Genomic DNA, 22,697 nt, shown 5'->3' with positions numbered 1-22,697 from the left:
CGGCCTCGTCTTGGAGCCCCCGACCCGCGTATGAGAAAGCCCGCCGACTTTGACCTGCAACAGGGCGAGCACGGCGCAACGGCCACGCTGAAAGGGGACTGGACCACCGATTCGCTCGGCGAGGCCGGCGTGAAGCTGGCCGAAGTCCTCGCCGGATCGACGGCCGTCTCCCTCGATCTGACCAAGGTTCGGCGCTGCGACACCGCCGGCGCCTACGCCATCGTCCGCGCGGCGGACGGACGCCAGACCGCGGGCAAGCTGGTCGCCCGGCCCGAGACGCAGCGCCTGCTCGATCTGGTCTCCAACGCGATCCAGGCCGAACCCTGCCCCGACACGCGCAAGCCGTCGGTGAACGACTTCTTCGCCCGCGTCGGCCGCGGGGTGGTCCATTCGCTGAACGAGGGCCTGCAGACCTTCGGCTTCACCGGCCAGGTGGTGATGTCGGCGCTGCGGGCGATCATCAATCCCAGCAAGATCCGCTGGGCCTCGATCGTCACCCTGTGCGAGCGGGCCGGGCTCGACGCCCTGCCGATCGTGGCCATCACCACCTTCTTCATCGGCGCGGTCATCGCCCTTCTGGGCGTCAATATCCTGGCCGACTTCGGGGCCCAGGTGTTCGTGGTCGAGTTGATCGGCGTGGCGGTCCTGCGCGAGTTCGGCATCGTCATCACCGCGGTGCTGCTCGCGGGCCGCTCCGCCTCGGCCTTCGCCGCCGAGATCGGGGCGATGAAGATGAACCAGGAGATCGACGCCATGCGGGTGATGGGGGTCGATCCGTTCGACGCCCTGGTCCTGCCCCGCTTCATCGCCCTGACCGTGATGATCTTCCCGCTGACCTTCGTCGCCGACCTTGCCGGCCTGGCGGGCGGCCTGCTGGTCACCTGGACCATACTGGACCTGTCGCCGACCTTCTTCCTGCAGCGCATCGCCGACAATGTCGGGGTCACCCACTTCCTGGTCGGCATGGCCAAGGCGCCGGTGATGGCCGCCGCCGTGGCCGGCATCGGCGCGCGGCAGGGGATGGAGGTCGGCGGCGACGTCGTCTCCCTGGGCCAGCGGGTCACGGCGGCCGTGGTCCACGCCATTTTCGCCATCATCCTGATCGATGCGGTGTTCGCGCTGATCTACATGGAGCTCAACGTATGACCGCCGGGCGCGTCATCGTGGACGAGGACGGCGACGGCCTCGACGACGAGGCTCCGCCGATCGTCGTGCGGAACCTGGTCTCCCAGTTCGGGGACAACGTCATCCACGACCATCTGAACCTGACCATCGAGCGGGGCGAGGTCGTCGGCGTGGTCGGCGGATCCGGCACCGGCAAGTCGGTGCTGCTCAACACCATCATCGGCCTGAAGCAACCCGAGGGCGGCACGGTCGAAATCTTCGGCCACGACATCAACCACGCCAGCCGCAAGGACTGGGCCTCGATCGAGCGCAGCTGGGGCGTGCTGTTCCAGCAGGGGGCGCTGTTCTCCGCCCTGACGGTCCGCGAGAACGTGGCCGCGCCCCTGTTCGAGCACACCCGCCTTTCCCGCGCCGAGATCTACGAGCTGGCCGAGCTGAAGATCGCGCTGGCGGGCCTGCCGCCGCACGCCGGCGCGCTGAAGCCGGCGGAGCTGTCCGGCGGCATGATCAAGCGCGCCAGCCTGGCCCGCGCCCTGGCGCTGGATCCCCAGCTGCTGTTCCTCGACGAACCGACCTCGGGCCTGGACCCGATCAGCGCCGGCGCGTTCGACGAACTGATCAAGGACCTGTCCGACAGCCTCGGGCTGACGGTGTTCATGATCACCCACGACCTCGACAGCCTGTATACGATCACCGACCGGGTGGCCGTGCTGGCCGAGAAGAGGGTTGTGGCGGAAGCCCCGGTGAAGGAACTGGAGCATTCCGAACATCCTTGGATTCGGGAATACTTCCTGGGACCCCGAGGCCGCGCGGCCGCGCAATCGGTCAAGGCGGCGGGGCGGAGCGACTGATGGAAAGAAACGCCAACTACACGCTGGTGGGGATCACCTCGCTCCTGCTCTTCGTGGGCGTGATCGTGTTCGGCTTCTGGCTGGCCCGGTTCCAGCTCAATCGCGACTACGACACCTACAAGATCCAGTTCATCGGCCCCGTCCGCGGCCTGTCGGAAGGCGGCGAGGTGCATTTCAACGGCATCAAGGTCGGCGAGGTCACCAAGATCACGCTGAACGCCCGCGACCCCAACCGCGTCGACGCCATGGCCCGCGTCACGTCGGACGTGCCGATCCGCGTCGACTCCTACGCCACCCTCGAGCCCCAGGGCATCACCGGCGTGAACTACGTCCAGATCACCGCGGGCACGCCCAGCCTGCGCCTGCTCAAGGACACCGTCGCGGCGGGCGAGATCCCGGTCATCAAGAGCCAGCGCAGCGCCCTCTCCGACCTGCTCCAGGGCGGCGGCACGGTGCTGACCCGGACCATCGAGGCGCTGGACCGCGTCAATCGCGTCCTCTCGGACGAGAACGTGAAGACCTTCAGCGCCGCGCTCAGCGATGTCCAGGCCATCACGGCCGAGGCCCGCGAGCGCAAGGCGGTCATCGCCGACGCCCAGAAGGCGCTGCAGAGCATCGACGCCGCCGCGGCCGAGATCACCGAGCTCAGCAAATCGACCAAGGGCCTGGTGGACACCGACGGCAAGCGCACCCTGGCCGAACTGGCCGACGCGGCCACCGAGCTGAAGGCGGCGACCAAGGACGCCCGCGGCGTGATCACCAAGCTGGACGGCCCGACATCCGAGTTCGCCAGCACCGGCCTGCCGCAGCTGACCCAGGCCATCACCACCCTGCAGACCGCCGCCGAGTCCCTGGACCGGCTGGTCGGAGAAGTCGAAGCCAATCCGCGCGGCCTCGTCGGCAAGGCGCCCGCCAAGGAAGTGGAGGTCAAACCGTGAGCCGCCGCCTTACCCTCCTCGCCCTGGCCGTCGCCGCCGTCGGCCTGTCGGGCTGCATCACCGTCTTCCCGAAGGAGACGCCGTCGCAGCTCTACCGCTTCGACATGACCCCGACGGCGCCAGCCGCCTCGGACGGGCCGCCGCTGACCTTCTTCCGCATTCCGACCGGATTCCCGCGAGCCGCCGCCACCGACCGCATCCTGACCGTCTCGCCCGGCGGCGAGGCGGCCTACATCGCCGGGGCGCGCTGGATCTCGCCGGCGACGGTCCTGTTCGACGAGCAGGTCACCAAGGCCTTCCTCACCGTGGACCGCATCCGCCCGATCAGCCGCGGCGAGGTGGCCCGGGCCGACTACGCCATCCGCCTGGACGTGGTGAACTTCGAGACCCGCTACGACCAGGGCGCCAGATCCGCCCCGACGGTGGTGGTGGCGGTGCGCTGCCTGATCTCACGCTCCTCGGACCGCAAGCTGCTGGAGGACCGCCTGTTCACGGCCAACGTCCGGGCGTCCGAGAACCGCGTCGGCGCGATCGTCCCGGCCTACAACAAGGCCCTGTCCGAGGTGATGACCCAGGTGCTGGCCCTGGCCAGCAGCATGGGCCCGCCCGACCAGGCCCAGCCGTCGCCCTCGACCGTCGGTCGGAACGGCTGATCGAGGCCCCCGGGGGCCTCACCCAATACCGGTCGTCCCGGCGAAGGCCGGGACCCAGTTGCGAGCGCCGGACCTCGACCAAGATTCCGACTGCAGAGAATGGATCTGGGTCCCGGCCTTCGCCGGGACGACCGGAGAAACAAGCGCGTGGAACGGCCCCTAGCCCAGGCCGAACAGGCCCTTGAGGTAGGGGTTCAGCAGCCTCTGGCCGGGGTCGAGCTCGGCTCGCAGCGCCAGGAAGTCGCCCCACCGCGGATAAAGGGCGGCCAGCTGGTCGCCCTTCAGCGAATGCAGCTTGCCCCAGTGCGGCCGGCCGCCGTGGCGCAGGAAGATCGGCTCGATCCGCTCGAACAGCAGGCGGTAGTCGTCCTTGTAGTGGGCATGGACGGCGATCGAGCCGCGCGCCCCGCCCTGGAACGGCGACAGCCAGGCGTCGTCGGGGGCGATGCGGCGGACCTCGATCGGGAAGAAGACGTCCGGCCGCTCCTTCTCGATCAGCGCCACCACCTCGGCCAGCACCTTCAGATGGACCTCGGCCGGCAGGTGGTACTCCATCTCGTTGAAGCGCACCGGCCGCTCGGTCGACAGCAGCTTCCAGCCCTCGTCCACCGCCGTCTCCGGCTCGACCCCGCCCAGCAGGGCCTTGGCCGCCGCCTTGCGCATGCCGTTGGAGAAGCCGAGCAGGTTGCGCAGCGAGCGCAGCACCTCGAGGAAGGCGCTGTCCTGGTCCGGCCCGCGCGGCTGGGCCGGGGCGTCGGTCTCGTCGTGGCTGATGTTGGCCGCCAGGCCGGTGAAGGGCACGGCGTAGAACTCGAAGTTGCGGTGGGTCGACCAGCGCGCCTCGGCCTTGGCCAGGGTCTCTTCGAAAGGCTCGACCCAGACCCGGCGCTGCAGGCGGCGGTTGGGCGTTGTCGCCAGCTTGACCCGGGTGATCACGCCGAGCGCGCCCAGGGCCACCTTGGCCGCCGCCAGCACCTCGGGCCTGGCCGGACCGGCCTCGATGACCTTGCCGTCGGCCGTGACCAGGGTCAGGGCCGTGACGTCGCCGTGGATCGCCTTGAGGGTCTTGCCGGTGCCGTGGGTCGCGGTGCCCAGGACGCCGCCGACGGACTGTTTGTTGATGTCGGGCAGGTTGGCCATCGCCCGCCCCTTGGCCGCCAGAGCCGGGCCCAGGGCGCCGAGCCGCGTCCCGGCCTTCACGATCGCCTGGTCGCCCTCCCAGCCCTCGATCCCGCTCATCCCGTCCAGGGTGACCAGGGCGCCGGAGGTCGGCCCCAGCGGCGTGAAACTGTGGCCCGAACCGACCACCCGCACCGGCGCGGCGGCCGTGGCGATCATCGCGGCCAGCTCGCCCTCGTCCTTCGGAGCCAGGCGCTGGGCCGGATAGTCGTACTGGATGCCCGACCAGTTGCGCCACAGGACCTTGCCGTCCTTGGTCGAGGGCGGCGCCGGCGGCTCCGGCTTCTCCCGATTGGCGATCGCCACGGCGGCCGCGCCGCCTCCCACGACCGCGACGCCCGTTCCGCCCGCGATCAACGCCGTCCGCCTGGAGATCATCTTCCGCCCCGCTACTTCGCGGAGTCTTCGCGCCCCGCCATGAAGTGAATGAGAGCCTTGAGATCGTCCGGCGTGCAAGAGGCGCATTGGCCGCCGGCGGGCATGGCGTTGTAGCCCTGGATGGTGCGGTCGAGCAGGACCTGCTCGCCCTGGGTCCAGCGCTTGTCCCAGGCGGCGCGGTCGTGGACGCCCGGCGCGCCGGTGTCGGCGATGGCGTGGCAGGCCTTGCAGGAGGTCTCGTAGAGCCCGGCCAGCCGTGCATCGGCCGGCATGATCTTCAGGGCCTCTTCCTGGGTCGGCGGCGGCGGGGTCTTCGGTCCACAGGCGGCGAGCAGCAACAGGCCCGCTCCGACGATCAGCATCCCCCGACGCATACGCTACCCCTCCAGGCCGTGAATCCTCTTGGCCGCAGTAAGCGTGTTCTGGAGCAGGCAGGCAATCGTCATCGGGCCGACGCCGCCCGGAACCGGCGTCACGGCCCCGGCTGCGGCGAGGGCCTGCTTGAAGTCGACGTCGCCGACGATGCGGGTCTTGCCCTGGGCGGCCTTCTCCGGGTCCAGCGACGGCAGCCGGGTGATGCCGACGTCGATGACCACCGCGCCCGGCTTGATCCAGTCGCCCTTGACCATCTCGGCCCGACCCACGGCGGCGACCAGGATGTCGGCTTCGCGGCAGACCGCCGGCAGGTCGACGGTGCGGCTGTGGGCGATGGTGACGGTGCAGTCGGCGGCCAGCAGCAGCTGGGCCATCGGCTTGCCCATCAGGTTCGAGCGGCCGATGACCACCGCCCGCTTGCCGCGCAGCTCGCCGCCGAGGGCGTCGCGGATCAGCATCATGCAGCCGACCGGCGTGCAGGCGGTCAGGGCCGGCAGGCCGCTGGCCAGGCGACCGGCGTTCAGTACGGTCAGGCCGTCGACGTCCTTGTCCGGCGAGATGCGGGCGACGATGCGGTCCTGGCTGAGGTGGGCCGGCACGGGGAACTGGACCAGGATGCCGTGGATGTTCGGATCGGCGTTCAGGCGGTCGACCAGGGCGAACAGGTCGGCCTCGGCGGTGTCGGCCGGCAGGCGGTGGGTCTCGGAGTACATCCCCGCCGCCTCGGTCTGCTCGCCCTTGTTGCGGACATAGACCTGGCTGGCCGGATCCTCGCCGACCAGCACCACCGCCAGGCCGGGGGTCAGGCCGTGCTCGGCCTTGAGCGCGGCGACCTCGCCGGCCACCCGCTCCCGCAGGGTCGCGGCGAACGCCTTGCCGTCGATGATGGTCGCGTCAGCCATGCCGGTCTCGCCTCCAGGAACCTGCGCGCCCCCTACCCGTTCCCCGGCGGCAGCGCAATCCGAGCCAGACCCCATGAGCCCTTCCAAGGCCTTCACGAGGTTCGCCAACGTCACCTCGAAATACGCCGGACGGCCGCAGGCCTTCGCGGCCTGTGTCGTGGCTGTCCTCGCCTGGGCCCTGAGCGGACCGCTGTTCGGCTTCTCCGACACCTGGCAGTTGGTCATCAACACCTCGACCACCATCGTGACCTTCCTGATGGTGTTCCTGATCCAGAACACCCAGAACCGCGACAACGCCGCCCTCCAGGCCAAGCTCGACGAGCTGATCAAGATGAGCGACGCCGACAACAGCTTCATCGGCATCGAACACCTGACCGACAAGGAGCTGGAGGCCATCCTGGCCCGCTGCGAGCGCGAGGCCCGGGCGCTTCATGCCGAGCATCGCCGTCGCGGCGAACGCCCAACGCGCAAGACGGCGGGCAAGAAGGACGCCTAGAGCCTATCGACATTCGGGTGGTTCGGTCTGTTTTCCTCCGAGCGTTCCCGCGAAAGCGGGAACCCAAGCTGAGATTCAAGTCGGCCATCGACGGTTAAGCGGCATGGTCGGTTTAGGCCCCCGCTTTCGCGAGGGCATTCGGGTGAATTTCCGCCCGCTGCCACGAATGTCGATCGGCCCTAGCCTCTTCCCGCGGACGAACGGCGTGATATGCGGGGCGGATGGCCGCTTCCTTCCCCCTTCGCGCCGACATCGTCATCGCCGGCGGCGGGCTCGCCGGCGGGCTGATCGCCCTGCGCCTGCGGGCCCTGCGGCCCGAGCTGAGGGTCGTCGTCGTCGAGAAGGACGCGACGCTGGGCGGCGAGCACACCTGGAGCCACTTCGCCAGCGACGTGGACGCGGAGATCTCGGCCTGGCTGGCGCCGCTGATCGTGCATCGCTGGAACGGCTACCAGGTGCGGTTCCCGGCCTACGACCGCGACCTGACCACGGAGTATCGCTCGGTCACCTCGGACCGGTTCCACGAAGTGGTGTCGGCGGCGCTGGGCGAGGACGCCTGGACCGACGCCGTCATCGACCGGCTGGAGGCGGACCGCGTGGTCCTGGGCGACGGCCGGACCGTCGAGGCCGCCTGCGTCGTCGACGCCCGGGGGCCGCGGCCCGATCCGGCCCTGGTCCTGGGCTGGCAGAAGTTCGTCGGCCTGGAAGTCGAACTCGAGAAGCCGCACGGCCTGGACCGGCCGATCATCATGGACGCGACGGTCGACCAGCTGGACGGCTATCGCTTCCTCTACAGCCTGCCCTTCTCGCCGACGCGGCTGCTGATCGAGGACACCCGCTACAGCGACGCCGCCCGGCTGGACCGCAAGGCCCTGAGCGCCGACATCGACGCCTATGCCGCCGCCCGGGGCTGGACCATCCGCGAGGTGGTTCGCGAGGAGGTCGGCGTGCTGCCCATCGCCCTGGCCGGCGACATCGACGCCTACTGGAAAGCGGCCGCCCTGCCCGAGGTCGGGCTGCGCGCCGCCCTCTTCCATCCGGTCACCGGCTACAGCCTGCCCGACGCGGCGCGGCTGGCCGACGAGGTCGCCCGGCTGCCCGTCCTGACCACCGCGAGCGTCCGCGCCTGTGTCGAAGGCCGGTCCAAGGCGCGCTGGCGCGAGCGGTCCTACTACCGCCTGCTGAACCGGATGCTGTTCAAGGCGGCGCGGCCGGACCAGCGCTACCGGGTGCTCGAGCGGTTCTACCGCCTGAACCAGCCGCTGGTGGAACGGTTCTACGCCGGCGACGCGACGCTGGCGGACCGGGCCCGCATCCTGATAGGCAAGCCGCCTGTGCCGATCTCGGCGGCGATGAAGGTCCTGTCCGAGCGTTCGGTGTTTCCTGGGGGCGTAGCAGTATGAGCAAGCCGCGCGTTGCGGTGATCGGGTCGGGCTTCGGCGGGCTGGCGCTCGCGGTCCGGCTGCAGTCGGCCGGGTTCGACGTCACCCTGTTCGAGGGCCGCGACAAGCCGGGCGGCCGGGCCTACGTCTGGAAGGAGCAGGGCTTCACCTTTGACGCCGGCCCGACGGTAGTCACCGACCCGGCCTGCCTGGAGGAGCTGTTCGCCCTCTCAGGCCGCAAGCTGTCGGACTATGCCGAGCTGATCAGCGTCGATCCCTTCTACCGGCTGTGCTGGGAAGACGGCCACGTGTTCGACTACGTCAACGACCAGGCCCGGCTCGACGCGCAGATCGCGGCGAGAAACCCCGCCGACGTCGCGGGCTACAAGCGGTTCCTGGCCTATTCCGAGGAGCTGTTCCAGGAGGGCTACGTCAAGCTCGGCCATGTGCCGTTCCTGGACTTCAAGAGCATGATCGCCGCCGCGCCGGAGCTGATGCGGCTGCAGGCCTGGCGATCGGTCTACGCCAAGGTCAGCAGCTTCGTGCAGGACGACCACCTGCGCCAGGCGCTGTCGTTCCACACCCTGCTGGTCGGCGGCAGCCCGTTCGCGGCCTCGTCGATCTACGGCCTCATCCATGCGCTGGAGCGGCGCGGCGGGGTCTGGTTCCCGCGCGGCGGCACCCATGCGCTGATCCAGGCGCTGGTGAAGCTGTTCGGCGACCTGGGCGGAACGCTGCGCCTGAACACGCCGGTCCAGGCCATCGAGGCCCAGGGCCGGCAGGTCACGGGCGTGCGCCTGCCGGACGGGACCGTCGAGACCTTCGCCGCCGTGGCCTCCAACGCCGACATCCACCACACCTACAAACGCCTGCTGGGCGACCATCCGCGCGGCAAGGCCGAAGGCAAGCGGCTGGAAGGCAAGCGCTGGAGCCCGTCGCTGTTCGTGCTGCACTTCGGGCTGAAGGCTCAGCATCCGGAGATCCGCCACCACAGCATCCTGTTTGGGGCGCGCTACAAGGGGCTGATCGACGAGATCTACGGCAGGAACGGCCTGGCCGACGACTTCTCGCTGTACCTGCACGCCCCCTGCGCCACCGACCCGGGCCAGGCGCCGACGGGCTGCTCGACCTACTACGCCCTGTCGCCGGTGCCGCATCTGGGCACGGCCGACATCGACTGGGCGGTCGAGGGGCCGAAGTACCGCGACCGCATCCTCGACTATCTGGAGGCGCGCTACATCCCGAACCTGCGGCGCGATCTGGTCGTCAGCCGCATCTTCACGCCCGCCGACTTCCAGGGCGAGTTGAACGCCTGGCAGGGCTCGGCCTTCTCGCTGGAGCCGATCCTGACCCAGAGCGCATGGTTCCGGACCCACAACCGCGACGACGTGATCGGCAACCTCTACTTCGTCGGGGCCGGCACCCACCCGGGCGCGGGCATCCCCGGCGTGGTCGGCTCGGCCAAGGCGACGGCGACCCTGATGATCGAGGATATGGCTGGGGACCTGGGCCAGTGACCGACCTGGCCGCGACCAGCCGCGAGACGATCCAGAAAGGCTCGCAGAGCTTCGCGGCCGCCGCCGCCCTGTTCGACCCGCAGACCCGCGCCGACGCCGAGATGCTCTACGCCTGGTGCCGGCACTGCGACGACGTCATCGACGGCCAGACCCTGGGCCACGAGCGCGAGGTCCTCGACCCCGCCGAGGTGCAGCGCCGGCTCGAGGGCCTCTACGCCCAGACCCGCGCCGCCTTGCGCGGCGAGCCGACCGACGACCCGGCCTTCGCCGCCTTCCGCGAGGTCGCGAAAAGGCGGGCGATTCCAGAGACCTACGCCATCGAGCTGATCGACGGCTTCGCCATGGACGTGGCCGGGCGGCGCTACGAGACGATCGAGGACACGCTGGAGTACTGCTGGCACGTCGCCGGCGTGGTCGGGGCGATGATGGCCATCGTCATGGGCGTGCGGCCCCACGACCTGTCGACCCTGCGTCGCGCCCAGGACCTGGGCCTGGCCTTCCAGCTGACCAACATCGCCCGGGACATCGTCGAGGACGCCCAGAACGGCCGGGTCTATCTGCCCGCCGGCTGGCTGGCCGAGGCGGGCGTGCCGGAGGACGCCGTCGCCGCGCCGGCGCACCGCGCCGCCGTCGCCCGCCTGGCCAAGCGCCTCGTCGACGCCGCCGAACCCTACTACGCCTCCGCCCGCTGGGGGCTGCGGTCCCTGCCCTTCCGCTCAGCCTGGGCGGTGGCGGCGGCGGGCGCGGTCTACCGCGAGATCGGGGTGAAGGTCGTGGCCCGCGGCCCGGCCGCGTGGGACAGCCGCACCTCGACCGGCAAGGCCGCGAAGATCGCCCTGGCCCTGGGCGCCGGCCTGACCGCCTTGCGCGGCGCGACCCTGGACCGCCGTCGCGAGCCGCCCGAGCGCCGGCCGCTCTGGAGCCGGATCTGACCGGCCCGGTCATCGACGCCGATCTCGTGCGCCGGATGCTGGCGGCGCAGCATCCCCGATGGGCCGGCCTGCCCCTTACGCCGGTGGCCTCCGCCGGAACGGACAACGCCCTGTTCCGGCTCGGCGACGACCTCGTCGTCCGCCTGCCGAAGGAGGCCCGCGCCGCGAGCCAGGGGGTGAAGGAGCAGGCCTGGCTGCCCAGGCTGTCGACCCAGCTGCCGCTGGCGATCCCGGCGCCCGTCGCGACGGGAGCGCCCGGCGCGGGCTTTCCCTGGGGCTGGTCGGTCTGCCGCTGGCTCGACGGCCGGGACGCCTGGACCACGCCGCCGGACGACCCGATCCATACCGGCGAGGCCCTGGGCGCCTTCGTCGCGGCGCTGCAACGGATCGACGCCGCCGGCGGGCCGGCCAGCGGCGAGCAGAACAGCTGGCGCGGCGTGCCGCTGAGGATCCTCGACCGCACGGCCAGGCGGTCGATTGCAGGCATCGCCGATCTTCTGGACGCCGAGCGGCTGACGGCGATCTGGGCCGCCGCGCTCGCCGCGCCGAGACACGCCGGCCCGCCGACCTGGATCCATGGCGACCTGCACCCTGGGAACCTGCTCGTCGGCGACGGCCGGCTGACCGCCGTCATCGATTTCGGCCTGCTCGGCGTCGGCGATCCGGCGGCCGACCTGATGGCGGCCTGGAGCGTGGTCCCCGCCGAGGGCCGCCAGGCCTTCCGCGCCGCCGTGGAGCCGGACGCGGCGGCCTGGACCCGGGCCCGGGGCTGGGCCGTCTATGCGGGCGCGGTGGCCCTGTCCTACTACCGTGAGCGCAACCCGACGCTGGCCGCGATCAGCCGCCGCACGCTGGAGGCGGTGCTGGCGGACTAGGGCGGACATGCTCCGGCGAAGCCGGCGCCGGTCCCCGCATGGGCGCGCGGAGGCAGGGGACACGCACCTTCGGAGCATGTCCCCGGCTGGGGAGGGTTGCGGAGCGCGTCCCGGCTTCGATCCGGGTGAGCAGGGGTGGTGTGGGGTAAGCGTGAAACCGAGTCGTGGGCTCCGCGATGTCCGTTTGTCGGAAAGCGCCGGTAGGCAGCCCTGTTGAGGCTTAGCCGACGCTCTCCGGCGGGCGGGCGCCCCACTGATGGACGTCCCGATGACACGACCCGCTCGAACACTATCCCCTCGCCGCTGGAGCACCGGCCGAGCGCCCTCCCCGTGCGATGGGATGGGCAGAGTATGGGCGCAGTCAGAGAGGCCGGGGATAAGTCGCGGTCTATCCCCGCGCTTTCACCCCGAAAGCCCCACGAAATCAGCGAATGCCCGCGCGGCTATCCCCGGGGACATGCTCCCGCAGGGTGCGTGTCCCCGGCGCTTCCGTGCGGGGTTCGCGTCTCGAAGGACGCAAGGCGCATTCGCGCCCCCTACGCCTCCACGCCCCGGGCCTTGAGCGCTTCCTTCAGCTTGCGGACCGGCGGGGCCAGCAGGAAGCCGAAAGAGACGCAGCCCTCCTTGGTGTGGACGGCGTGGTGGAAGCGGTGCGCCTGGATCAGGCGCTTCCAGTACTCGGACTTCGGCCGCGGCATCGGGAAGCGCTTGTGGACCAGGCCGTCGTGGAACAGGAAGTAGACCGCGCCGTAGGCGGTGATCCCCAGCCCGACCGGCAGCATCCAGGTCAGCGCGGTGTTCACCCCCAGCCAGATGGCGACGATCGCCGGGGCCGCGAAGACGACGGCGAACAGGTCGTTCAGCTCGAAGGCGCCTTCGCGCGGCTCGTGGTGGCTCTTGTGCCAGACCCACATGAAGCCGTGCATGACGTACTTGTGGGTGAACCAGGCGAAGCCTTCCATGAAGGCGAAAGCCCCCAGGAAAAGCGCCAGGCTGATCAGGATCGACAGCATCGGACCTTCAACGGACGAGACGGGCCACGCCGCGCGCGACCAGCAGGCCGACGAGCCCGACGCCCGCCAGCACGAGCCAGGCAACATACACCGAGGCGACGCCGCCGTCGCGCCAGAGGATCGACTGATAGGCTTCGATGGCCCAGGCGTGCGGCGTCGCCCAGCCGACGGTCTGCAGCCAGGCCGGCATCAGGAAACGCGGCGCCATGCTGCCCCCGATCGCGGCCAGGACCAGGATCACGAAGGTCGACAGCATCTGCGCCTGGCCCCGGCTGCGGCAGAAGCTGACCACGGCCAGCGAAAGCCCGGCGGCGGCGGCGGCGGTCAGCACCGTGGTCACCAGCCAGAGACCGAAGTGAGCCAGCACCGGCGTCCTGTAGACCACGATGGCCACCCCGAAGATCGTGAACGCCTGGACGATGCCCTGGGCCAGCAGGAACAGGAACTTGCCGTTGATGACCGGCGTCATGCCTGAGGGCCCGCTCAGGATGCGGTCGGCGATCCCCGAGGCCCGCTCGTCGAGGATGGTCAGCGCCCCGTGCATGGCCGAGAACAGGGCGAACAGGATGGTCACCGCCCCGGCGTAGTAGACGATGGTGCCGCCGCCCTTCTGCGCCCCGGAGACGTCTTCGCGGCGGAACAGCTCGGCCTCGGGCTTGGCGGGCTCGGCCTTGGGATCGCGCAGCGCCTCGCCCGCCGCCTCGGCGCGGGCGCGCTGGCCAGGGGTCAGCGGCGCCAGCACCGGTTCGACGCCGGCCACGGCCCGCGCGAGGGCCACGTCGGGCAGGCTGCGGGCCAGGGCCTGCTGCACCCGGGCCTGGGTCAGCGGCGCGGCCACGGCGCGGCTGGGATCGGCGACGATGACGAGCGGGGCCTCGCCGCTCGCCGGGTCGCCGGCGACGATCAGGCCGGCGTCGGCCTTGCCGGAGCGGACCGCCTTGCGGACCGCCTCGCCGGTTCCGTCCGGCGCGACCTCGGCCCGAAGGTCGGGGTCGGCGACCAGGGCCTCGACCAGCCGGCGCGAGGTGGCGGTCCTGGCCTCGTCGGCGACCACCAGCTTCAGCTGGATGTTCTCGCCCGTCGCGCCGGCGAAGACGGTGGCGAAGATCAGGAAGACCAGCGGCGGCAGCAGGAAGGTCATGACCAGCGCGCCCCGGTCGCGCCACAGCTCCAGGGCCATGACGCGGAACATGGCGAAGGTCATGCGGCCCGTCTCCACTCAGCCACGAGCGTGAACAGGTTCTGCAGCGACGGCTCCCGCACGCGGATCTCGCGGGGGACCACGCCGGCGCGGCGCAGCCGCTTGTCCAGCCGTCCGGCCGCCGCATAGCCGCCGGCGTCGAGCCGGGTCCAGAGACCGTCGCCCTCGCGCCGGGTCAGCCCCTCGCCGGCCAGCGCGGCCTCGGTCGCCGCGTCGGCCTCGACCGACAGCTCGACCAGGATCTCCATCTCGGCGCCGAAGGCCTGTTCGATCAGCGCATGCGGCGCGCCCTCCAGGACCTTGCGCCCTTCCCTCAGGAAGCCGACGCGGTCGGCCAGACCTCCGGCCTGGTCGAGGTCGTGCGTGACCACCAGGACGGCCGTGCCCATGTCGCGCAGGGCGCGGATGACGGAATCGAGCGCGGCCCGGGCGTCGATATCGACCCCGACCGTCGGCTCGTCGAGGATCAGCAGTTTCGGCTGGTGCAGGATGGCCGCGCCGATGTTGACGCGCCGCTTGTAGCCGCCCGACAGATGCCCGACCGGCGCATGCTCGCGATCCTCGGTGCGGGTCAGACGGAGCGCCTGACGCACGGCGTCCTGCAGGGCCCGCCCCTTGACGCCCGACAGGCGGCCGAAGGTCTCCAGGTTCTCGCGGACGGTCAGGTGGGGATAGAGGGCGAGATCCTGGGGCACGACGCCGACGACGCGACGCGCCGCCGGGTTGGACCAGGGGTCCTTGTCGTCGAGCGCGACCTCGCCGCCGGTCAGCTTCAGCCGGCCGCAGACGGCGCGCACCAGCGTCGACTTGCCGGCGCCGTTAGGCCCGAGCAGGGCGTAGATCTCGCCCTGCCGCACCTTCAGGTCGACCCCGCGCAGGATCATCCGGTCGTCGAACCGGTGTTCGGCGCCCCAAACCTGCAGGATCGGCCTGTCACTCACGCCGCCGCCTTCCTCGCCTCGAAGAACCCCAGGGCGTAGCGGGCCAGCAGCCCCCGCGCCCCGACATCGACCAGAGCGGTCTCGGCCGCGGCCAGATGGGCTTCCATAGCCGCTTCCGCGCCGCCGACGCCCAGGGCCGACACCATGGTGGTCATGCCTTCGTCCTGGCCCAGATCCTTACCCAGGTCCAGCCCGCCCTCGACATCGAGCAGGTCGTCGTGGATCTGGAAGGCCATGCCCAGGTGGACCGCGAACCGGCCCATGGCGGCGACCGCCTCGGGCGGGGCCTGGGCGATCAGGGCGCCGGCCTCGGCCGCTCCCGCGATCAGCACGCCGGTCTTGCGATGGTTGAGCAGCTCCATCTCCGCCGGAGTCCGGGTCTGGTCCCGCGCGCCGAGATCCAGGGCCTGGCCGGAGACGAGTCCGGCGAAGCCCACCGCGTCCGACAGGCGGCGGGTCAGCTCCGCCTTCACCGCCGACGACAGCCGCTCGTCCTCGGCGATCACCCCGAAGGCCCGGTTGAGCAGGCCGACCGCCGCGAGAATCGCCGTGGCCTCGTCGAACTGCCGATGGGTGGTGGGACGGCCGCGCCGGGTCTGGGCGTCGTCCATCGACGGCAGGTCGTCCAGAATCAGCGAGGCGGCGTGGACCATCTCGAACGCGCAGGCCGCATCCAGCGCCAGCGTGGAATCGCCGCCGAATTCACGGACGGCCAGCAGGGTGATCAAGGGCCGGAAACGCTTGCCCGGCGAGAGCAGCGCGTAGCGGGCGGCCTCCAGCAGGCGCGCCGGGCCCGCGGCCCCACTCGGCAAGAGCTCGAGCAACCGTCGATCCACGGCGGATCGGAGCTGCTCCAGCCAAGCTGCATCGTCGTCGAAAGCCAAACGGTATCCCCCTGACGGAACGGCCATTTGAGGCGGCGGGGGAAGCAGCGTCAACCAACGATATCCTGGGTCAGGCGGCCTTGGCTTCGCCCCATTCGCTCCAACCGAGGGCGCGAGGCGTTCCGGGCAGGTACATGCCGTTCTCGGCGGCGACCCGGAAGCCGGCCGCCGTCACCGCGGCGGTGATCGGGCGGGTCAGGTGGCAGCCGCCGGCGATGGCCTTCCAGGCCGGCTCCAGCCGTCGTTGCCAGCGCACCACGCGCTCGTCCGGCGCCAGGCCGTGCTCGGCGAACAGCAGCAGGCCGCCCGGACGCAGCACCCGCCGCGCCTCCGCCAGCGCCGCCGCCGGCGACTGCACCGAGCAGAGGGTGAAGGTGCAGACCACGCAGTCGAAGCCGCCGGGCGCGAACGGCAGGCTCTCGGCGACCCCTTCCCGGATGTCGACGGCGAGCCCCTCGGCGCGCGGGGCGGCCAGGGCCCGGTCGCGCAGTTCGAGCGACGGATCGACGCCGATCACGCTCTCGACCCGGGCCGGATCGTAGCAGCGCAGGTTCAGCCCGCCGCCGACGCCCAGCTCCAGCACCTTGCCGAAAGCCTTCGGGACCACCTTCTCGCGCTGCTTCATGATCGGCTTGCTGGCGCAGGCGCAGCCGATCAGGCGCGGCATCACGTGGCGGTCCCAGAAGGAAGTCATGTCGCGGCCCTGCCCCTCAGCCATTTCGCCACGGCCCAGGCGTGACTGTCATGACGCAGTCTGCGCGCCGCGTCGGAAGGATCAAGCCAGATCAGGTCGTGATCGGCCTCGATCTTCAAGCCGGCGTCCTCGCCGACGGCGGTGACGGCGTAGACCGAGCCGCGATTGTTCACCGCCTGGCCGTCGGACTTCACGAAATACTGCGAGACCTCGACGATCGGCGCGCCGACGGTGATCACCAGCCCGGCTTCCTCGCCGAACTCGCGGATCACCGCCGCGATCTCGTCCTCGCCCGGATCGACGGCGCCGCCGGGCAGGTCCAGCCAGTCGCCGCCCGCCGCCGGCCGGACCCGCACCAGGGCGATCAGCCCGTCGCGCTCGGCGATGCCGAAGGCGGCGGGACGATCGACGTGCGTCCGGCCCGGCAGGGCCTGACCGAACTGCAGCATCAGTCCTTGCCCAGCAGCGCGGTCCAGGGATCGGCCTTGCCCGCCTCGACGTCGGCCACGGTCACCGCCGGCCAGCCGACCTTGGTCTTGGCGCTGTCCCGCCAGGCCAGGACGATCAGGTCGCGCAGCTCCGAGGCCCCGGCGGCGAGCCGCTCGGTGGCGAACTCGGCGCCCTTGGTCGAGCCTGGACGGAAATTGCCCTCGCCCCACATCTGATAGAGCGGCTCGACGTAGGTCTGGGTCTTGGCCAGGTAGCCGAGCACCCGCTTGTCGATCGGGCAGTTGCAGTCGGCGAAGGGCTTCATCTGGGCGCGGACGCCGTTCATGGTCACGGCGCCGGCGACGAACTCGCCCTCGAACGGGCTGTGGATGCGCTCGGTCGTGTAGCCCTTGGGGTTCGGATAGTCGCCCCAGCCGTTGTAGTGGGTCGTGGTGTGCAGCGGCTGGCTGCCGTCGCCGACGTAGTGGGCCAGGTTGCCGAGGTTGGCCAGCAGCAGCTTCTCGCGGCGGACCTTGTCGGCCTTGATCCAGGCGCGCTGCTTGCCCTTGGCGGTCTTCTCCGCGGCGGTCAGGACGCGCCAGTAGCCGAAGTCGTGGACCAGCTGCTGGTAGGCGTCGATCGTCGAATACTGCAGATAGCCGGCCTTCCAGCTGTCGGTTCCGGCCGCCTGCAAGGCCTTCTCGTACTCCTGGCGGGTCGGCTGCATCTCGGCGAACACGGGGCCGCCCAGGACCCGCCCCTCGTCGTCGATGTCGACGAAGTGGGCGGGGTCGCGGTTGTGGTCGTGCACCCGGCCGGCGCCCTTGGAGCGGTCCGGCTCGCGGGCGAACTCGCCCATGTCCTGCGCGACCTGGGCGGTGCGCAGGAAGGCCGGAACCTCCGTGGGCAGGCCCTGGATGGCCAGGACGCCGATCAGCCGGTGGCCGGTGTTGCCCCAGCTGGCGGCGACGGCGGGGATCATGGCCAGGCCGATCGCGGCGACGGCGGCGGACAGGCGGACGACAGGGCGCATTCAGCGACTCCCAGAAAGGTTAGAACCGTCGGCCCTAGGCGATGCCCAACTCGGCCTCCACGCGCGCGATCCAGGCGACGACCCGCGGATAATCCGTCAGGCTGAAGCCGCCCTCGTGCGCCACGCGGGTATAGGCGACCAGCGCGACATCGGCGAGACTGATCCGGTCGCCGACCAGGAAGGCGGTCTCCTCCAGCCCGTCCTCCAGCCGCTGCAACGCCGCCCCGCCGCGCTCGAACAGCTTGGCGTCCAGTTCGTGGCGCGGCTTGCCGAGATAGGCCATCTGGAACCGGGCCACCGCGACGTAGGGCTCGTGGCTGTACTGCTCCCAGAACAGCCACTCGTACATCTTCGCCCGTTCATAGGAATCGGCGGGAATCAGGGCCGATCCCTCGGCCAGATGCACCATGATGGCGTTCGACTGGGCCAGCGCCCGGCCGTCTTCGAGGATCACGATCGGCACCTGGCCGGCCGGATTCAGCGCCAGGAACCCGGTCGTGCGGGTCTCGCCGTCGAGGACGTTGGTCTCACGCCAGACATAAGGGATTCCAAGCTTTTCCGCCGTCCACTTCACCTTCAGGCAGTTGCCCGAGATGCGGTCGCCGTAGATCGTCAGGGCCATGCAGGTCCCCCTTCGGTTGATTGTTACGGGTTGTTACAAGTGCCGGATGCGGATAAAAGCCCGCCAACGCTGAGAAACAAACAGGGGGGCGCTTGAAACGCATCCTGCCATGCCTCGCGGTCCTGGCCATCGGGGTCATGACCCCGCACGCCAACGCGCAACCGAGAGATTCCGTCGCGGATCCCATCGGCCAGCTGATCCAGGACTCCATCCAGACTCCGGCCGAGACGCCGCAGGACGCCGTCGCCGCCGCGACCGCCTCCGAGGCCGCTCCCGTCAAGCCGAGGCTTCGGCTGCGCGACCTGGCCCCGGACTGGATGCTGAAGGCCACGCTCTATCATGGCGGCGCCAAGGGCGTCGGCGGCCGGGACTCGCTCGGCTGCGCCACCGTCCCGATGCGCACCGCCGCCACGGACCGCAACCTGGTCCCCCGCCGCACCATCCTGTTCATCAAGGAAACGGTCGGCATGCCGATGCCCGACGGCGGCGAGCACGACGGCTACTGGTACGCCTCCGACGTCGGCGGCGCGGTGAAGGGCAACCGCATCGACCTGTTCACCGGTCACGGCAGCGGCTCCATGCGCCACATGATGAAGCTGAACATGAAGACGCTGACCGTCTCGCGCGTCGGCACCTTCGAGGGCTGCCCGAAGGCCAAGGTCGGCGCCGAGATCGCCTCGCGCTGATCCCATCTAGCGCCGCTCCGCAGGCTGACGCGCCTTGAGCCGCTCCGCGGGCTGAAGCGCCTCGAGCCGCTGCGCGGCCAGGGCCGTCGCCCGTTCGCGCGCGACCGCCGCCAGCTCCTCCAGAGAGGATACGCGCCGCGCGCCGTAGCGCTGTGCGGTGATGTCCACGTTGCCCTTTCGCCAGAAGCCTTCCGGCGCCAGCACCACCAGCCGGCCCGACCGCGCGTAGAGGCCCAGCTCGAGCAGGCTGATCGGGCTCTGGGTCCCGGGCGCCAGGTAGATCACGATGATGTCCGAGCGCTCCAGGGCGGCCAGCTCCCACTCGACCTGGGCGCGGAAGTTCGGATCCTCGGCGACGGGTTTCCAGGCCGGATTCCAGTCCTCGCGGCGGGGGTTCAGCAGGACGACGTCCAGGTCGTCCAGGCTGCGGGCGAACGCCGCCTGCCAGTCCGGCGCATTGCCCATCTCGATGCTGCCGCCCAGGAAGATGACCGGGCGCCTGTCAGAGATGGCTGGAGCCGCCCCCGGCGACCGGATCAGCTCCGCGGCGCAGGCGGGACCGGCGACCAGGACGGCCGCCGCGGCCAGAAGGGCTAGGCTGGGAACGCGCATGCGACTCTCCCGGAGACTGGAGAGGCCTGAATCAGTCTTTCGGCGGGGCGCGTCCAGCCCCGCCGGCGTCAAATGCCGCCGCCGACGTTCGGGGCGCTGGGCGCCCGGGCGACGTGGATGCCGCACTCGGTCTTGTCCTGGCCCTTCCAGCGGCCGGCGCGGACGTCCTGCCCCTCCTCCACCGGCGCGGTGCAGGGCCAGCAGCCGATCGAGGGGAAGCCCTGGGCCACCAGCGGATGAGCCGGCAGGTCATGCTCGACGACATAGGCGTCGAGGTCTTCCTTGCCCCAGTTGGCCAGGGGATTGAACTTCAGCTGGCCGTCGGCCTCCTCGACCACCGCCAGGCGCAGGCGATCGCCGCCGTGGAAGCGCTTGCGGCCGGTCAGCCAGCCGCCGAAGCTCTTCAGCGCCTTGTCCAGCGGCACGACCTTGCGGATGTTGCAGCAGGCGTCGGTGTCGCTCTTCCAGAGGTCGGACTTGGGATCGTGGACCGCGATGTCGGCGAAGGTCGGCCGCAGATCGCGCACCTCGGTCAGGCCCAACCGGGCCGCCAGCGACTTGCGGTAGTCCAGGGTCTGGCCGAACAGCATGCCGGTGTCCAGGAACAGCACCGGGATGTCCGGGCTCACCTGGGCGGCCAGATGCAGCAGCACCGCCGACTCCGCCCCGAAGGACGAGACCAGGGCCAGCCGGTCGCCGTACTCGGCGTAGGCGGCCTCGATGATCGTGCGCGGATGCGCCGATCGGAGCTCGGCGTCCAGTCGCGCGGCCAGGGCCGCCGACGGGGTCACGATCTGGGGCTGGTCGAGCTGCTGCCGGTCGAAGGCCATGTTACGCGCGCTCCTCGAAGACTGGCGCCCGCGCGTCGGCCCCGCGCTGGTAGACGTGCCGGAACCGCCCGGCCGCGTGCGCCCAGTCCGCCGGCGTTGAGCCGTCGGACGGGGCGAAACCGTCGATCCCGCAGCGGACCATGAAGCCGGCCTGCTCCCGCAGGACGTCTCCGACCGCCCTCACCTCGCCCGCATAACCCAGCCGCTTCCGCAGCAGATGGGCGGAGGTGTAGGCGCGGCCGTCGCGGAACTTCGGGAAGACCAGGGCCACCACGGCCAGGCGCGGCAGGTCGTAGGCCAGGTCCTCGACCGCCTCGTCCGACTGGATGCGCACCCCGACGGCGCGGCCGGCGCCCAGCAGGGCGTCGCCCTCGGCCTGGAAGCGGGTCAGGGACAGGATCACCGCGCCCTCGGCCGGGGTCTCGTCCTCGTCCAGGACGTCGACGAAGACGTCCTCGGCGGCCTCGTAGCGGTCTTCGACGTGCCTAATGAGCGTCGGCATAGACGGCCTCCTTGAAGGGGGCCATGCCCACGCGGCGATAGGTGTCCAGGAAACGCTCCTCGCCCTGGCGGGCGGAGAGATAGGTCTCGACTAGGATCTCGACCGCGTCGGCCACCCGATCGACCGGCAGGGCCGGGCCGAGGATCTGGCCCAGCGAGGCGTCCTCCTGGCCCGAGCCGCCGAGGCTGAGCTGGTAGAACTCCTCGCCCTTCTTATCCACGCCCAGGATGCCGATGTTGCCGACATGGTGGTGGCCGCAGGCGTTGATGCAGCCGCTGATCTTGATCTTCAGCTCGCCCACCGTCTCGGCGCGGTCGGCGTCGGCGAAGCGCTGGGCGATCGACTGGGCGATCGGGATGGCGCGGGCGTTGGCCAGGGCGCAGTAGTCCAGACCCGGGCAGGCGATGATGTCGCTGATCAGGTTGATGTTCGGCGTGGCGATCCCGGCCGCCTTCAGCGCCGCGTGCACCGCCGGCAGGTCGTCCAGCTTGATATGCGGCAGGACCAGGTTCTGCTCGTGGGTGGCGCGGATGTCGTCCTGGCCGTGGCGCTGGGCCAGGTCGGCCAGGACCTCCATCTGCTCGGCGGTGATGTCGCCGGGCGTGGCCTGCGGATCCTTCAGCGAGATCTCGACGATGGCGTAGCCGGGCTGCTTGTGCGCCTTGACGTTGTTGCGCACGAACCGGGCGAAGGCCGGATCGGCGGCCTTGGCGGCCTCGAAGGCTTCCGAACGGGCCGGCAGGGTCTCGAAGGCCAGCGGCGCGAAGGCGCCGCGGATGCGGGCCAGCTCGGTCGGCGGGAAGTCGGCCTGGACGGAGTCGAGCTTGCTCCACTCCTCCTCAACCTGGCGGGCGAACTCTTCCGCGCCCAGCGCGCCGACCAGGATCTTGATCCGCGCCTTGTAGATATTGTCCCGCCGTCCGTGGCGGTTGTAGACGCGCAGGATCGCTTCCAGGTAGCTCAGCAGCCGGTCGGCTGGCAGGAACTCCCGGATGGTCGGGCCGACGTAGGGGGTGCGTCCCTGCCCGCCGCCGACGATCACCTCGAAACCCAGCGTCCCGTCGCGGCCCCGACGCAGCATCAGGCCGATGTCATGCACCTTGGCCGCGGTGCGGTCCTTGGCCGAGGCGGTGACCGCGATCTTGAACTTGCGCGGCAGGAACGAGAATTCCGGGTGCAGCGTCGACCACTGCCGGATCAGTTCGGACCACACCCGCGGATCGTCCACCTCTTCATCCGTCGCGCCGGCGAACGGGTCGGAGGTGGTGTTGCGAATGCAGTTGCCGCTGGTCTGGATGGCGTGCAGGTCAACGTCGGCCAAGGCGTCCATGATGTCCGGCGCCTGGCCCAGCTTGATCCAGTTGAACTGGATGTTCTGGCGGGTGGTGAAGTGGCCGTAGCCCTTGTCGTAGGTGCGGGCGATGTGCGCCAGCCGGCGCATCTGGCGGCTGTCGAAGGCGCCGTACGGGATGGCGACCCGCAGCATGTAGGCGTGCAGCTGCAGATACAGGCCGTTCATCAGCCGCAGCGGCTTGAACTGGTCCTCGGTGATGTCGCCGGCTAGGCGGCGTCCGACCTGTTCGCGGAACTCGCTGGCCCGGTCGGCCAGGAACTCCTTGTCGATGGCGTCGTAGCGATACATGCGCG

At 70.6% G+C, this 22,697-nt stretch carries 25 protein-coding genes; 10 read left to right on the top strand and 15 right to left on the bottom strand.

Annotated elements, in window-relative coordinates:
• Positions 1 to 30 precede the first annotated feature (30 nt).
• Genes CSW64_RS08195 through CSW64_RS08180 form a run of 4 tightly spaced genes read left to right on the top strand, consistent with a single transcriptional unit; the run spans position 31 to position 3,567 of the window.
• The gene (locus CSW64_RS08195) at positions 31 to 1,146 is read left to right on the top strand and encodes an ABC transporter permease (protein WP_099621650.1); all 1,116 of its coding nucleotides are present in this window, start codon (positions 31 to 33) and stop codon (positions 1,144 to 1,146) included.
• A complete protein-coding gene (locus CSW64_RS08190) occupies positions 1,143 to 1,976 on the top strand; it encodes an ABC transporter ATP-binding protein (RefSeq protein WP_099621649.1) in 834 nt (277 codons plus the stop codon). Before CSW64_RS08195 ends, CSW64_RS08190 begins: the two co-directional genes overlap by 4 nt.
• Positions 1,976 to 2,914 carry an MlaD family protein gene (locus tag CSW64_RS08185; protein WP_099621648.1) on the top strand — a complete coding sequence of 313 codons (939 nt, stop codon included), beginning with the start codon at positions 1,976 to 1,978 and terminating at the stop codon, positions 2,912 to 2,914. Before CSW64_RS08190 ends, CSW64_RS08185 begins: the two co-directional genes overlap by 1 nt.
• A complete protein-coding gene (locus tag CSW64_RS08180) occupies positions 2,911 to 3,567 on the top strand; it encodes an ABC-type transport auxiliary lipoprotein family protein (protein ID WP_099621647.1) in 657 nt (218 codons plus the stop codon). Before CSW64_RS08185 ends, CSW64_RS08180 begins: the two co-directional genes overlap by 4 nt.
• 159 nt (positions 3,568 to 3,726) lie before the next feature.
• Here the strand turns inward: CSW64_RS08180 and CSW64_RS08175 are convergent, their stop codons facing one another.
• From CSW64_RS08175 to folD, 3 genes are read right to left on the bottom strand one after another with little or no spacing between them, the layout of a single operon-like run.
• Entirely contained in the window at positions 3,727 to 5,124 is a 1,398-nt protein-coding gene (locus CSW64_RS08175) for a D-arabinono-1,4-lactone oxidase (RefSeq protein ID WP_099621646.1), read from the bottom strand.
• An 11-nt stretch (positions 5,125 to 5,135) separates the two neighbouring features.
• Positions 5,136 to 5,498 carry a c-type cytochrome gene (locus CSW64_RS08170; RefSeq protein ID WP_099621645.1) on the bottom strand — a complete coding sequence of 121 codons (363 nt, stop codon included), beginning with the start codon at positions 5,496 to 5,498 and terminating at the stop codon, positions 5,136 to 5,138.
• A 3-nt stretch (positions 5,499 to 5,501) separates the two neighbouring features.
• Positions 5,502 to 6,401, bottom strand: coding sequence for a bifunctional methylenetetrahydrofolate dehydrogenase/methenyltetrahydrofolate cyclohydrolase FolD (folD, locus tag CSW64_RS08165; protein WP_099621644.1), 900 nt, complete (start codon positions 6,399 to 6,401; stop codon positions 5,502 to 5,504).
• Positions 6,402 to 6,474: 73 nt separating this feature from the next.
• On the opposite strand from folD, the gene CSW64_RS08160 reads away from it, so the two are divergent.
• The 5 genes from CSW64_RS08160 to CSW64_RS08140 all read left to right on the top strand — a co-directional run bounded on the left by CSW64_RS08160 (position 6,475) and on the right by CSW64_RS08140 (position 11,603).
• Positions 6,475 to 6,897, top strand: coding sequence for a low affinity iron permease family protein (locus tag CSW64_RS08160; RefSeq protein ID WP_099621643.1), 423 nt, complete (start codon positions 6,475 to 6,477; stop codon positions 6,895 to 6,897).
• Between the two features lie 221 nt (positions 6,898 to 7,118).
• Positions 7,119 to 8,300, top strand: a complete 1,182-nt coding sequence (crtY, locus tag CSW64_RS08155) for a lycopene beta-cyclase CrtY (protein ID WP_099621642.1) — start codon at positions 7,119 to 7,121, stop codon at positions 8,298 to 8,300.
• Entirely contained in the window at positions 8,297 to 9,796 is a 1,500-nt protein-coding gene (locus tag CSW64_RS08150) for a phytoene desaturase (RefSeq protein WP_099621641.1), read from the top strand. The genes crtY and CSW64_RS08150 overlap by 4 nt, the downstream gene beginning before the upstream one ends.
• Positions 9,793 to 10,728 (top strand): phytoene/squalene synthase family protein, encoded by a 936-nt coding sequence (locus CSW64_RS08145; protein ID WP_099621640.1) that lies wholly within the window; start codon positions 9,793 to 9,795, stop codon positions 10,726 to 10,728. Before CSW64_RS08150 ends, CSW64_RS08145 begins: the two co-directional genes overlap by 4 nt.
• Positions 10,729 to 10,763: 35 nt before the next feature.
• On the top strand, positions 10,764 to 11,603 hold the full coding sequence (locus tag CSW64_RS08140; protein ID WP_099621639.1) for an aminoglycoside phosphotransferase family protein: 840 nt from the start codon (positions 10,764 to 10,766) through the stop codon (positions 11,601 to 11,603).
• Between the two features lie 536 nt (positions 11,604 to 12,139).
• On the opposite strand, the gene CSW64_RS08135 is transcribed toward CSW64_RS08140, so the two are convergent.
• The 8 genes from CSW64_RS08135 to CSW64_RS08100 form a co-directional block, all read right to left on the bottom strand.
• Positions 12,140 to 12,616, bottom strand: coding sequence for a sterol desaturase family protein (locus tag CSW64_RS08135; RefSeq protein WP_099621638.1), 477 nt, complete (start codon positions 12,614 to 12,616; stop codon positions 12,140 to 12,142).
• Positions 12,617 to 12,623: 7 nt separating this feature from the next.
• The gene (locus CSW64_RS08130; protein WP_099621637.1) at positions 12,624 to 13,820 is read right to left on the bottom strand and encodes an ABC transporter permease; all 1,197 of its coding nucleotides are present in this window, start codon (positions 13,818 to 13,820) and stop codon (positions 12,624 to 12,626) included.
• Positions 13,817 to 14,758, bottom strand: coding sequence for an ABC transporter ATP-binding protein (locus tag CSW64_RS08125; protein WP_099621636.1), 942 nt, complete (start codon positions 14,756 to 14,758; stop codon positions 13,817 to 13,819). The genes CSW64_RS08130 and CSW64_RS08125 overlap by 4 nt, the downstream gene beginning before the upstream one ends.
• Entirely contained in the window at positions 14,755 to 15,642 is an 888-nt protein-coding gene (locus tag CSW64_RS08120) for a polyprenyl synthetase family protein (RefSeq protein WP_245863866.1), read from the bottom strand. The genes CSW64_RS08125 and CSW64_RS08120 overlap by 4 nt, the downstream gene beginning before the upstream one ends.
• A 70-nt stretch (positions 15,643 to 15,712) precedes the next feature.
• Complete coding sequence (locus CSW64_RS08115; protein ID WP_099624168.1) at positions 15,713 to 16,336, bottom strand: class I SAM-dependent methyltransferase; 624 nt, start codon at positions 16,334 to 16,336, stop codon at positions 15,713 to 15,715.
• Entirely contained in the window at positions 16,333 to 16,785 is a 453-nt protein-coding gene (locus tag CSW64_RS08110; RefSeq protein WP_099621634.1) for an NUDIX domain-containing protein, read from the bottom strand. Before CSW64_RS08110 ends, CSW64_RS08115 begins: the two co-directional genes overlap by 4 nt.
• Entirely contained in the window at positions 16,785 to 17,798 is a 1,014-nt protein-coding gene (locus CSW64_RS08105) for a S1/P1 nuclease (RefSeq protein WP_099621633.1), read from the bottom strand. The genes CSW64_RS08110 and CSW64_RS08105 overlap by 1 nt, the downstream gene beginning before the upstream one ends.
• A gap of 34 nt (positions 17,799 to 17,832) precedes the next feature.
• Complete coding sequence (locus CSW64_RS08100; RefSeq protein ID WP_099621632.1) at positions 17,833 to 18,420, bottom strand: glutathione S-transferase family protein; 588 nt, start codon at positions 18,418 to 18,420, stop codon at positions 17,833 to 17,835.
• A 92-nt stretch (positions 18,421 to 18,512) separates the two neighbouring features.
• On the opposite strand from CSW64_RS08100, the gene CSW64_RS08095 reads away from it, so the two are divergent.
• Entirely contained in the window at positions 18,513 to 19,106 is a 594-nt protein-coding gene (locus CSW64_RS08095) for a 3D domain-containing protein (RefSeq protein ID WP_245863865.1), read from the top strand.
• Positions 19,107 to 19,112: 6 nt separating this feature from the next.
• Here CSW64_RS08095 and CSW64_RS08090 read toward each other — a convergent pair whose 3' ends face one another.
• From CSW64_RS08090 to CSW64_RS08075, 4 genes are all read right to left on the bottom strand, one after another.
• Complete coding sequence (locus CSW64_RS08090) at positions 19,113 to 19,718, bottom strand: nucleoside 2-deoxyribosyltransferase domain-containing protein (RefSeq protein WP_099621631.1); 606 nt, start codon at positions 19,716 to 19,718, stop codon at positions 19,113 to 19,115.
• 68 nt (positions 19,719 to 19,786) lie between these two features.
• Positions 19,787 to 20,548 (bottom strand): phosphoadenylyl-sulfate reductase, encoded by a 762-nt coding sequence (locus CSW64_RS08085; RefSeq protein ID WP_099621630.1) that lies wholly within the window; start codon positions 20,546 to 20,548, stop codon positions 19,787 to 19,789.
• Between the two features lies 1 nt (position 20,549).
• Complete coding sequence (locus CSW64_RS08080; protein WP_099621629.1) at positions 20,550 to 21,050, bottom strand: DUF934 domain-containing protein; 501 nt, start codon at positions 21,048 to 21,050, stop codon at positions 20,550 to 20,552.
• Positions 21,034 to 22,692, bottom strand: coding sequence for a nitrite/sulfite reductase (locus CSW64_RS08075; protein ID WP_099621628.1), 1,659 nt, complete (start codon positions 22,690 to 22,692; stop codon positions 21,034 to 21,036). The genes CSW64_RS08080 and CSW64_RS08075 overlap by 17 nt, the downstream gene beginning before the upstream one ends.
• Positions 22,693 to 22,697: the final 5 nt, after the last annotated feature.

It is taken from the genome of Caulobacter mirabilis (assembly GCF_002749615.1).
Classification (GTDB): domain Bacteria; phylum Pseudomonadota; class Alphaproteobacteria; order Caulobacterales; family Caulobacteraceae; genus Caulobacter; species Caulobacter mirabilis.
The sequence above is the reverse complement of the archived record's forward strand: the minus strand, read 5'-3'. Positions and strand labels throughout refer to the sequence as shown.

What these genes read in the sequence shown, in the direction of transcription:
- CSW64_RS08195 (WP_099621650.1), top strand. Translation starts at nt 31, where the DNA reads ATGAGAAAGCCCGCCGACTTTGACCTGCAACAGGGCGAGCACGGCGCA.
- CSW64_RS08190 (WP_099621649.1), top strand. Translation starts at nt 1,143, where the DNA reads ATGACCGCCGGGCGCGTCATCGTGGACGAGGACGGCGACGGCCTCGAC.
- CSW64_RS08185 (WP_099621648.1), top strand. Translation starts at nt 1,976, where the DNA reads ATGGAAAGAAACGCCAACTACACGCTGGTGGGGATCACCTCGCTCCTG.
- CSW64_RS08175 (WP_099621646.1), bottom strand. Translation starts at nt 5,124, where the DNA reads ATGATCTCCAGGCGGACGGCGTTGATCGCGGGCGGAACGGGCGTCGCG.
- CSW64_RS08170 (WP_099621645.1), bottom strand. Translation starts at nt 5,498, where the DNA reads ATGCGTCGGGGGATGCTGATCGTCGGAGCGGGCCTGTTGCTGCTCGCC.
- folD (WP_099621644.1), bottom strand. Translation starts at nt 6,401, where the DNA reads ATGGCTGACGCGACCATCATCGACGGCAAGGCGTTCGCCGCGACCCTG.
- CSW64_RS08160 (WP_099621643.1), top strand. Translation starts at nt 6,475, where the DNA reads ATGAGCCCTTCCAAGGCCTTCACGAGGTTCGCCAACGTCACCTCGAAA.
- crtY (WP_099621642.1), top strand. Translation starts at nt 7,119, where the DNA reads ATGGCCGCTTCCTTCCCCCTTCGCGCCGACATCGTCATCGCCGGCGGC.
- CSW64_RS08150 (WP_099621641.1), top strand. Translation starts at nt 8,297, where the DNA reads ATGAGCAAGCCGCGCGTTGCGGTGATCGGGTCGGGCTTCGGCGGGCTG.
- CSW64_RS08140 (WP_099621639.1), top strand. Translation starts at nt 10,764, where the DNA reads ATGCTGGCGGCGCAGCATCCCCGATGGGCCGGCCTGCCCCTTACGCCG.
- CSW64_RS08135 (WP_099621638.1), bottom strand. Translation starts at nt 12,616, where the DNA reads ATGCTGTCGATCCTGATCAGCCTGGCGCTTTTCCTGGGGGCTTTCGCC.
- CSW64_RS08130 (WP_099621637.1), bottom strand. Translation starts at nt 13,820, where the DNA reads ATGACCTTCGCCATGTTCCGCGTCATGGCCCTGGAGCTGTGGCGCGAC.
- CSW64_RS08115 (WP_099624168.1), bottom strand. Translation starts at nt 16,336, where the DNA reads ATGACTTCCTTCTGGGACCGCCACGTGATGCCGCGCCTGATCGGCTGC.
- CSW64_RS08110 (WP_099621634.1), bottom strand. Translation starts at nt 16,785, where the DNA reads ATGCTGCAGTTCGGTCAGGCCCTGCCGGGCCGGACGCACGTCGATCGT.
- CSW64_RS08105 (WP_099621633.1), bottom strand. Translation starts at nt 17,798, where the DNA reads ATGCGCCCTGTCGTCCGCCTGTCCGCCGCCGTCGCCGCGATCGGCCTG.
- CSW64_RS08100 (WP_099621632.1), bottom strand. Translation starts at nt 18,420, where the DNA reads ATGGCCCTGACGATCTACGGCGACCGCATCTCGGGCAACTGCCTGAAG.
- CSW64_RS08090 (WP_099621631.1), bottom strand. Translation starts at nt 19,718, where the DNA reads ATGCGCGTTCCCAGCCTAGCCCTTCTGGCCGCGGCGGCCGTCCTGGTC.
- CSW64_RS08085 (WP_099621630.1), bottom strand. Translation starts at nt 20,548, where the DNA reads ATGGCCTTCGACCGGCAGCAGCTCGACCAGCCCCAGATCGTGACCCCG.
- CSW64_RS08080 (WP_099621629.1), bottom strand. Translation starts at nt 21,050, where the DNA reads ATGCCGACGCTCATTAGGCACGTCGAAGACCGCTACGAGGCCGCCGAG.
- CSW64_RS08075 (WP_099621628.1), bottom strand. Translation starts at nt 22,692, where the DNA reads ATGTATCGCTACGACGCCATCGACAAGGAGTTCCTGGCCGACCGGGCC.